At 72.4% G+C, this 9,012-nt stretch carries 8 protein-coding genes; 5 read left to right on the top strand and 3 right to left on the bottom strand.

The features are described 5' to 3' along the window. Nucleotides 1-630 (bottom strand): heme o synthase (locus tag ACXJKG_RS16385; RefSeq protein WP_456846810.1); only part of this gene is annotated, 630 nt, incomplete at its 3' end. Between the two features lie 299 nt (nucleotides 631-929). Here ACXJKG_RS16385 and tkt point away from each other — a divergent pair. The 5 genes from tkt (at nucleotide 930) to pgl (ending at nucleotide 8,199) form a co-directional block, all read left to right on the top strand. After that, nucleotides 930-3,104, top strand: a complete 2,175-nt coding sequence (gene tkt / locus ACXJKG_RS16390) for a transketolase (RefSeq protein WP_456846811.1) — start codon at nucleotides 930-932, stop codon at nucleotides 3,102-3,104. A gap of 61 nt (nucleotides 3,105-3,165) precedes the next feature. Next, nucleotides 3,166-4,302 carry a transaldolase gene (tal, locus tag ACXJKG_RS16395; RefSeq protein WP_456846812.1) on the top strand — a complete coding sequence of 379 codons (1,137 nt, stop codon included), beginning with the start codon at nucleotides 3,166-3,168 and terminating at the stop codon, nucleotides 4,300-4,302. Continuing rightward, nucleotides 4,299-5,840 (top strand): glucose-6-phosphate dehydrogenase, encoded by a 1,542-nt coding sequence (gene zwf, locus ACXJKG_RS16400; protein WP_456846813.1) that lies wholly within the window; start codon nucleotides 4,299-4,301, stop codon nucleotides 5,838-5,840. Before tal ends, zwf begins: the two co-directional genes overlap by 4 nt. Continuing rightward, nucleotides 5,837-6,754, top strand: a complete 918-nt coding sequence (locus tag ACXJKG_RS16405; RefSeq protein ID WP_456846814.1) for a glucose-6-phosphate dehydrogenase assembly protein OpcA — start codon at nucleotides 5,837-5,839, stop codon at nucleotides 6,752-6,754. The genes zwf and ACXJKG_RS16405 overlap by 4 nt, the downstream gene beginning before the upstream one ends. Then, complete coding sequence (gene pgl / locus ACXJKG_RS16410; protein WP_456846815.1) at nucleotides 6,751-8,199, top strand: 6-phosphogluconolactonase; 1,449 nt, start codon at nucleotides 6,751-6,753, stop codon at nucleotides 8,197-8,199. Before ACXJKG_RS16405 ends, pgl begins: the two co-directional genes overlap by 4 nt. Before the next feature lie 64 nt (nucleotides 8,200-8,263). On the opposite strand, the gene ACXJKG_RS16415 is transcribed toward pgl, so the two are convergent. Together ACXJKG_RS16415 and secG are read right to left on the bottom strand one after the other, a co-directional pair. After that, on the bottom strand, nucleotides 8,264-8,611 hold the full coding sequence (locus tag ACXJKG_RS16415) for an RNA polymerase-binding protein RbpA (RefSeq protein ID WP_370503994.1): 348 nt from the start codon (nucleotides 8,609-8,611) through the stop codon (nucleotides 8,264-8,266). An 11-nt stretch (nucleotides 8,612-8,622) separates the two neighbouring features. Beyond that, nucleotides 8,623-8,865, bottom strand: a complete 243-nt coding sequence (secG, locus tag ACXJKG_RS16420) for a preprotein translocase subunit SecG (protein WP_456846816.1) — start codon at nucleotides 8,863-8,865, stop codon at nucleotides 8,623-8,625. Nucleotides 8,866-9,012: the final 147 nt, after the last annotated feature.

Raw genomic sequence — 9,012 nt, forward strand, 5'->3', positions numbered from 1 at the left:
GAAGAAGATCACGCCGAACAGCAGGGCCGCGGTCCACGAGACGCCCCCGGTGACGGCCGACCAGCCGATGAGCACCGGCATGCAGCCCGCGGCGCCGCCCCACACGATGTTCTGCGGCGTGCGGCGCTTGAGGATCATGGTGTAGCCGACGACGTAGATGAGGATCGCCGCCGCCGTGAGCCACGCCGACGCCGGGTTCACCATGACGGCGAGCCACGCGAGCGAGAGCACCCCGAGCGCGAGCCCGAAGACCAGCGCGGCCCGCGGGGAGATCTCGCCGGTGACGATCGGCCGCCGCTTGGTGCGGTTCATGATCTTGTCGATGTCGCGGTCGAGGTAGCAGTTGAGGACGTTCGCGGACCCGGCCGCGGCAGCGCCTCCGACCAGCGTGGCGACCACCAGGCCGAACGGGGGGAACCCGCCCTGGGCCAGGATCATCGTCGGCAGCGTGGTGACCAGCAGCAGCTCGATGACGCGCGGCTTGGTCAGCGCGACGTACGGACCGACCTTGTTCCGGACGCGTGCGAGGGGGCCGGCGGGAGCCTGCAGGACGGCCTTCTCAGCGGCTGCCGGGGTCGACGCGGAGGACGCTCCGGCGTCATCGACTGACAGGGGGCTGCTGAGGCGCACGCGCTGCGGTTCCGTTCGTGTTCCGGCGGGGAGATCTCGCGCAGCCATGCTACGGCCTGGACCTGCGCCGAGGCGCGACGCGAGCCACGGAACGCCGCACGGGTGGTGTGAGATCTGTCGCTCGTCGCTCGCGTGGTCACGCCCGGCGGCACCTGCCAGGTGCGCTATAGGGTCGGATCGCACGGTCTGACGACCGCCACGTCGGCGCGACGTCCCACCTGTGCCCGGCATCCCGCTGTGGGTGCCCGATCTCGTCGGACACGACACCCGGCCGACGGCGCGGGTGGGAATGAGGTGCGGTGAACGCGAAAGCTCCCCTGGCCGAGACGGTCGGATGGACGGACCTCGACCTGCGGGCGGTGGACACCGTGCGTGTCCTGGCCGCCGACGCGGTCGAGAAGGTGGGCAACGGGCACCCGGGAACGGCGATCAGCCTCGCCCCCGCCGCCTACCTGCTCTACCAGAACGTCCTGCGGCACGACCCGGCGGACCCGCACTGGCTCGGCCGCGACCGGTTCATCCTGTCCGCCGGCCACTCCAGCCTCACGCAGTACATCCAGCTCTACCTCGCGGGCTTCGGCCTGGAGCTCGAGGACCTGGAGGCGCTGCGCACCTGGGGCTCGAAGACCCCGGGCCACCCGGAGTACAAGCACACGACGGGTGTCGAGATCACCACCGGTCCCCTGGGCCAGGGCCTCGCCTCGGCCGTGGGCTTCGCGATGGCGTCGCGACGCGAGCGCGGCCTGCTCGACCCCGAGGCGGCGCCGGGCACCAGCCCGTTCGACCACTTCGTCTACGTCATCGCCTCCGACGGCGACCTGCAGGAGGGCGTCACCTCCGAGGCCTCGTCCATCGCCGGCACGCAGGAGCTCGGCAACCTCATCGTGGTGTGGGACGACAACCACATCTCGATCGAGGGTGACACCGAGATCGCGTTCACCGAGGACGTCGTCGCGCGCTACGAGGCCTACGGCTGGCACGTGCAGTTCGTGGACTGGACCGGTGGCCCCGACGGCTACCGCGAGGACGTCGACGCCCTGCACGCCGCGATCGAGGCGGCCAAGGCCGTCACCGACCGCCCGTCGTTCATCGGCCTGCGCACGCTCATCGCGTGGCCCACGCCCACCAAGACGAACGACCACTCGTCGCACGGGTCCAAGCTGGGCGGCGAGGCGATCGCGGGCCTCAAGGAGCTGCTGGGCTTCGACCCCGAGAAGACCTTCGAGGTCGACCCCGAGGTCATCGCGCACACCCGCGGCCTCTCGGCGCGCACCGCCCCGGCCAAGGCCGAGTGGCAGACCGCCTACGACGCCTGGCGCTCCGCGAACACCGACAAGGCCGCCCTGCTCGACCGGCTCGTCGCCGGCGACCTGCCGGACGGCTGGACCGACGCGCTCCCGGTGTTCCCGGCGGGCAAGGCCGTCGCCACCCGCGCGGCGTCCGGCGAGGTGCTGAGCGCGCTGGCCCCCGTGCTGCCCGAGCTGTGGGGCGGCTCGGCCGACCTCGCCGGCTCGAACAACACGACGATGAAGGGCGAGCCGTCCTTCATCCCCGCCAAGCGGTCCACGCACGAGTTCGCGGGCGACGAGTTCGGTCGCACCCTGCACTTCGGCATCCGCGAGCACGCGATGGGCGCGATCCTGTCGGGCATCCGGCTGCACGGCCTGACCCGGCCGTACGGCGGGACGTTCTTCACGTTCAGCGACTACATGCGCGGCTCGGTCCGTCTCGCCTCGCTCATGGGGGTCCCCGCGGTCTACGTGTGGACGCACGACTCCATCGGCCTCGGCGAGGACGGCCCGACGCACCAGCCGATCGAGCACCTGGCGGCCGTCCGCGCGATCCCCGGACTCACGGTGGTCCGCCCGGCCGACGCCAACGAGACGGCGGCGGCGTGGGCCGCGACCATCGAGCACACCACCGGGCCCGTCGCCCTCGTCCTCACGCGCCAGAACGTCCCGACGTTCCCGCGCGGCGAGGACGGCTACGCGACGACCGAGGGCGTCGCCAAGGGCGCGTACGTGCTGCTCGAGGCGAGCAGCGGCACGCCGGACGTCATCCTCATCGGCACGGGGTCCGAGGTGCAGCTCGCCGTCGCAGCGCGCGAGACGCTCGAGGCCGCCGGCGTGGCCACCCGCGTGGTGTCCGCACCGTCGCTCGAGTGGTTCGGCGAGCAGGACGAGGACTACCGCCAGTCGGTGCTCCCCTCGTCGGTCAGGGCGCGCGTCTCGGTCGAGGCCGGCATCGCGCTGTCCTGGCACAAGCTCGTCGGCGACGCCGGGCGCTCGGTCTCCATCGAGCACTACGGGGCGTCGGCCGACGACAAGACGCTGTTCCGCGAGTTCGGCTTCACGCCCGAGGCCGTCGTCGCGGCGGCGCACGAGTCGATCGCCGCCGCGCGCGGCGGTGTCGGGCCGGCGACCACGGCCGGCCTCCCGAACAACGTTGGTCTGACGGGCGACCAGCAGGTCTGAGTCTGAACGGTCACGCCGGCCCCGGGCTCCGGGGCCGGCGTGCGGGAGAAGGGGATCGACCATGGCAGCGAACAGYACCCCCCTGGCACGGCTGGCGGACGCCGGCGTAGCGATCTGGCTCGACGACCTCTCGCGCGAGCGTCTGCGCACCGGGAACCTCGCCGACCTGATCGCCGAGAGCGGCGTCGTCGGCGTGACCACCAACCCGTCGATCTTCGCGAGCGCGCTCGCGAAGGGTGACGCCTACGACGCGCAGCTGCGCGAGCTCGTCGGCGCCGACGTGGACGACGCGGTCTTCCGCATCACCACGGACGACGTCCGGCAGGCCGCCGACGTGCTGCGGCCCGTGTACGACGCGACGTACGGCGTCGACGGCCGCGTGTCCATCGAGGTCGACCCGCGTCTGGCGCGGGACACCGAGGGGACGATCGCGTCCGCGAAGGCGCTGTGGGCCACGGTCGACCGGCCCAACGTCTTCATCAAGATCCCCGCGACGCTGGAGGGCCTGCCCGCCATCACGGCCGTGCTCGCCGAGGGCATCAGCGTCAACGTCACGCTGATCTTCGGGCTCGAGCGCTACCGGGCGGTGCTCGACGCCTTCCAGTCGGGGCTCGAGGGCGCCCAGGCCAACGGCCACGCCCTGGCACCGATCGCGTCGGTCGCGTCGTTCTTCGTCTCCCGCGTGGACACGGCCATCGACCCGCGGCTCGACGCCCTCGGCACACCCGAGGCCGCCGCACTGCGCGGCAAGGCAGCCATCGCGAACGCCCGGCTCGCCTACGGCGTCTACGAGGAGGTCGTCGCCGCCGACCGGTGGGCCGCGCTCGCCGCCGCCGGCGCGCACCCGCAGCGGCCCCTCTGGGCCTCCACGGGAGTCAAGGACAAGGCCTACCCGGACACGTTGTACGTCGACGAGCTGGTCGTCGCGGGCGTCGTCAACACGATGCCCGAGGCCACCCTCAAGGCCGTCGCGGACCACGGGGGCGACGGCAGCGACACCGTCACGGGGACCCAGGCCGAGGCGCAGCGCGTCATCGACCGCCTCGCGGCCGTGGGCATCGACATCGACCAGGTCACGGAGCAGCTGGAGGACGAGGGCGTGGAGAAGTTCACCACCAGCTGGGGGGAGCTGCTCACGACGGTCACCGACGGGCTCGCCGCCGCCGCGAAGCAGAACGAGTCCGGGGACGCCAGGTGAGCCCGAGCAAGGTCTCCGCGGGAAACAACCCGCTGCGCGACCCGCGCGACCGCCGCCTCCCGCGTATCGCGGGCCCGTGCGGGCTGGTCATCTTCGGCGTCACGGGCGACCTCGCCCGCAAGAAGCTCATGCCCGCCGTCTACGACCTGACCAACCGCGGCCTCCTGCCGCCCGGGTTCGCGCTGACCGGCTTCGCGCGGCGCGACTGGGCACGCCAGGACTTCGAGCAGATCGTGCACGACTCGGTCAAGGAGCACGCCCGCACGCCGTTCCGTGAGGCGACGTGGCGCCAGCTCTCGGAGGGCATCCGCTTCGTCCAGGGCACGTTCGACGACGACGACGCCTTCGACCGGCTCCGCGACACGGTCGAGGAGCTCGACTCCTCCCGCGGGACGGGCGGCAACCACGCGTTCTACCTCTCCGTGCCGCCGAGCGCGTTCCCCGTCGTCTGCAAGCAGCTGGCGCGGTCCGGCCTCTCGCAGCCGGAGGAGGGCAAGTGGCGCCGCGTCGTCATCGAGAAGCCCTTCGGGCACGACCTCAAGAGCGCCCAGGAGCTCAACGAGATCGTCTCGAGCGTCTTCCGCCCGGACGACATCTTCCGGATCGACCACTACCTGGGCAAGGAGACGGTCCAGAACCTGCTGGCGCTGCGCTTCGCCAACCAGCTGTACGAGCCCATCTGGAACGCCAACTACGTCGACCACGTGCAGATCACGATGGCCGAGGACATCGGCATCGGCGGCCGCGCGGGCTACTACGACGGCATCGGTGCGGCCCGGGACGTCATCCAGAACCACCTCCTGCAGCTGCTCGCCCTCACCGCGATGGAGGAGCCGGCGTCGTTCGAGGCCTCCAGCCTGACGGCGGAGAAGATCAAGGTGCTGTCGGCGGTGCGGCTGCCCCGCGAGATCGGCAAGCACACCGCGCGCGGCCAGTACGCGGCGGGGTGGCAGGGCGGCGAGAAGGTCGTCGGCTACAGCGAGGAGGAGGGCTTCAACCCGGAGTCCACCACCGAGACGTTCGCCGCGATCAGGGTGGACATCGACAACCGCCGCTGGGCCGGGGTGCCGTTCTACCTGCGGACCGGCAAGCGGCTCGGCCGGCGTGTCACGGAGATCGCCGTGGTGTTCAAGCGCGCGCCGCACCTGCCCTTCGAGTCGACCGCCACGGAGGAGCTGGGCAAGAACGCCCTGGTCATCCGCGTGCAGCCCGACGAGGGCGTGACGCTGCGGTTCGGCGCCAAGGTGCCCGGCACCGCCATGGAGGTCCGGGACGTCACGATGGACTTCGGCTACGGGCACGCGTTCACCGAGTCCTCCCCCGAGGCCTACGAGCGCCTGATCCTCGACGTCCTGCTGGGCGACCCGCCGCTGTTCCCGCGGCACGAGGAGGTCGAGCTGGCCTGGAAGGTGCTCGACCCGGTGACGGCCTACTGGGCCGACAGGGGCAAGCCGGAGGAGTACCGCTCCGGCACGTGGGGACCGGAGTCGGCGGACAAGATGATGGCGCGCGACGGTCGCGTCTGGAGGCGGCCATGATCATCGAGATGCCGAACACGACCACGCGCGACATCAACAAGCGCCTGCTCAAGGAGCGGGACGAGGGCGGCGCGATCGCGCTGGGTCGGGTGCTCACGCTCATCATCTCGGTGGGCGACCGCGACCCCGACGAGGCGATCGACGCCGCGAACGACGCGAGCCGCGAGCACCCGTGCCGCGTCATCGTCCTGGCGAACGACAGCAAGGACCGCGCGTCGAACCTGGACGCGCAGATCCGGCTCGGGGGCGACGCCGGCGCCAGCGAGGTGCTGGTGCTGCGGCCGTCCGGGCAGCTCGAGCGTCACCTGGACACGCTCGTCATCCCGCTGCTGCTCCCCGACGCACCGATCGTCACGTGGTGGCCGTACGAGATCCCGGACAACCCAGCCGAGCACCCGCTCGGGCACATGGCGACGCGCCGGATCACCGACACGACGCAGTGCGCGCGCCCCAACGCCGCGCTGCGCAAGCTCGCGGCGTCCCACACCGACGGCAACACCGACCTCGCCTGGACGCGGGCGACCCTGTGGCGCGGCYTCATCGCCGCGACGCTGGACCAGCCGCCGTACGAGCAGGTGCACAAGGCCGTCGTCGTCGGCGAGAGCACGCACCCGTCGGTCGACCTCATGGCGGCCTGGCTGGCCTACGCGCTGCGCTGCCCGGTGGAGATCGAGCGGGTGAAGGACGCCCTCGCGATCACGCAGGTGCGCCTGGAGCGCTCGTCGGGCGACATCGTGCTCGACCGTCCGGACGGCAAGACGGCCGCGCTGCGGCAGCCCGACCAGCCCGAGCACCGGATCGCCCTGCCCATCCGCCAGCTGCGCGAGTGCCTGGCGGAGGAGCTGCGGCGGCTCGACGCGGACGAGGTCTACGGCGAGGTGCTGCAGAAGGGCCTCGCGAGGATCGACGCGTGACCCGCGACGTCGTCGTCCACCCGGACGCACGGGTGCTCGCGGAGTCGGTGGCGGCGCGGCTGCTCACGCACCTGGTCGACGTGCAGTCGCACCGCTCCCCCGTGCACGTCGTGCTCACGGGGGGCACGGTCGGCATCGCGTCCCTGGCTGCCGTCGCGGCCAGCCCGGTGCGGGACGCGGTCGACTGGACCGGCGTGCACCTGTGGTGGGGCGACGAGCGGTTCCTGCCCGACGGGCACCCCGACCGCAACGAGACGCAGGCCCGCGACGCGCTCATCGACGCGCTGGGTGAGGCCCTGCCGGTCGAGAACGTGCACGCGATGCCCGCGCTCTCGGACGACGTGCCGACGCCCGAGGCCTCGGCCGACGCGTACGCGCAGTCGCTCGCCGACGCCGGCTCGCCCGCCTTCGACGTGCTGCTGCTCGGCATGGGACCGGACGGCCACGTCGCGTCGCTGTTCCCCGGCCACGAGGCGCTCGGCGTCACCGGCCGGCCCACGACCGGGGTGCACGGATCGCCGAAGCCCCCGCCCGAGCGCGTCTCGCTCACCTACGACGCGATCCGCGCCGCGCGCGAGGTCTGGGTGGTCGCCGCCGGCGCCGAGAAGGCCACCGCCGTCGCGTCCGCCCTGCGCGGGGCCCCGGTCACGACCACGCCAGCCTCCGGCGCCCTGGGCACCGAGCGGACGCTGTGGCTGGTCGACATCGCCGCGACCGAGGGTCTGGGCACGCCCGCCGCGCTCGCGACGACGTCCTCGGCCTTCCCCGCCGCCCCGGAGACGCCGACCGAGCTCTGGAACCACGTCGACCACTACTTCTCGGTCCTCGCCCCGGAGGACTCGGCGCTGGTCGAGACCCGGCACGCCGCCGTCGCCGCGGGCCTGCCCGACATCGCGGTCGCCCCCAACCAGGGCAAGCTCCTGCACCTGCTCGCGCAGAGCATCGGGGCGCGGCGGATCCTCGAGATCGGCACGCTCGGCGGGTACAGCACCGTCTGGCTGGCCCGCGCCCTGCCCACCGACGGTCGGCTCACCACCCTCGAGATCGACCCCGAGCACGCGCGGGTCGCCACGGAGTCGCTGGCCCGGGCCGGCGTCGGCGAGCTCGTGGACGTCCTCGTCGGGCCGGCCGCCACGACCCTGGACGGGCTGATCGCCGACGGTGCCGAGCCGTTCGACCTCGTGTTCGTCGACGCCGACAAGGAGTCGATCCCCCGCTACCTCGAGCAGGTGCTGTCGCTGACTCGTCCCGGTGCGGTCGTCGTCGTCGACAACGTGGTCCGGGGCGGCGCGGTCATCGAGCCGTCCCACCCCGACGAGCGGGTGCAGGGGGTTCGCTCGATGGTGGGCCTGCTCACGGGCCACCCGCGCTACGACAGCACGGTCGTCCAGACCGTCGGCAGCAAGGGGCACGACGGCTTCGCGCTCCTGCGGGTCCGCGACTGACCCGTCCCGCGCGCACGACGAAGGGGCCCCCGATCTCGGAGGCCCCTTCGTCGTTCAGGTCTGCTCAGCCGCCGCGCTTCGCGCGGAGCGCCGCCAGCGCCTCGTCGAGGATCGCGGCGCCGTCCTCGTCGGACCGCCGCTCCTTCACGTAGGCCAGGTGCGTCTTGTACGGCTCGTTCTTGGACGGCGACGGAGGGTTCTCCTGGTCCTGCCCGGCGGGGAACCCGCAGCGGGGGCAGTCCCACGTCACCGGGGCGTCGAGGGCCGCCTCCTCAGCGAAGCTGGGGCGCGTCTCGTGGCCGTTGGCGCACCAGTACGAGACCCAGATCCGCGGTGCGGTGTCTCCCCGCTCGGCCTCGCCCATGGGACCCGCGCCGACCCGCGATCCCCTGATCGCACTCCCGCTCGCCATCGCCGACCGCCTCAGACCGTCTTCTCGAGCAGCCCGAGCAGGATGATGATGACCGTCCAGAAGAGCGCCGTCCCGACGGTGATCCGGTTGAGGTTCCGCTCGGCGACGCCGGAGCTCCCGGCGCTGCTCGTGATGCCGCCGCCGAACATGTCCGACAGGCCGCCGCCCTTGCCCTTGTGCAGGAGGACGAGCGGGATGAGCAGGAGGCTGGTCAGCACCAGCAGCACCTCGAGGGCGATACGAAGGCCAGTCACGTCGGTGTCAGTTCCTTACTGGGCGGGCACGTCGACGGTGGTGTAGCCAGCGACGCTGCGGTGGACCGCGGTACAGGGTAGGCGACGAGTGGGGCGATAAGCCACCACCTCACCCAGGTGGGTCCCAGGAGTACCCCGGGACCCACC

This window comes from Cellulomonas sp. P5_C6, from assembly GCF_054049635.1.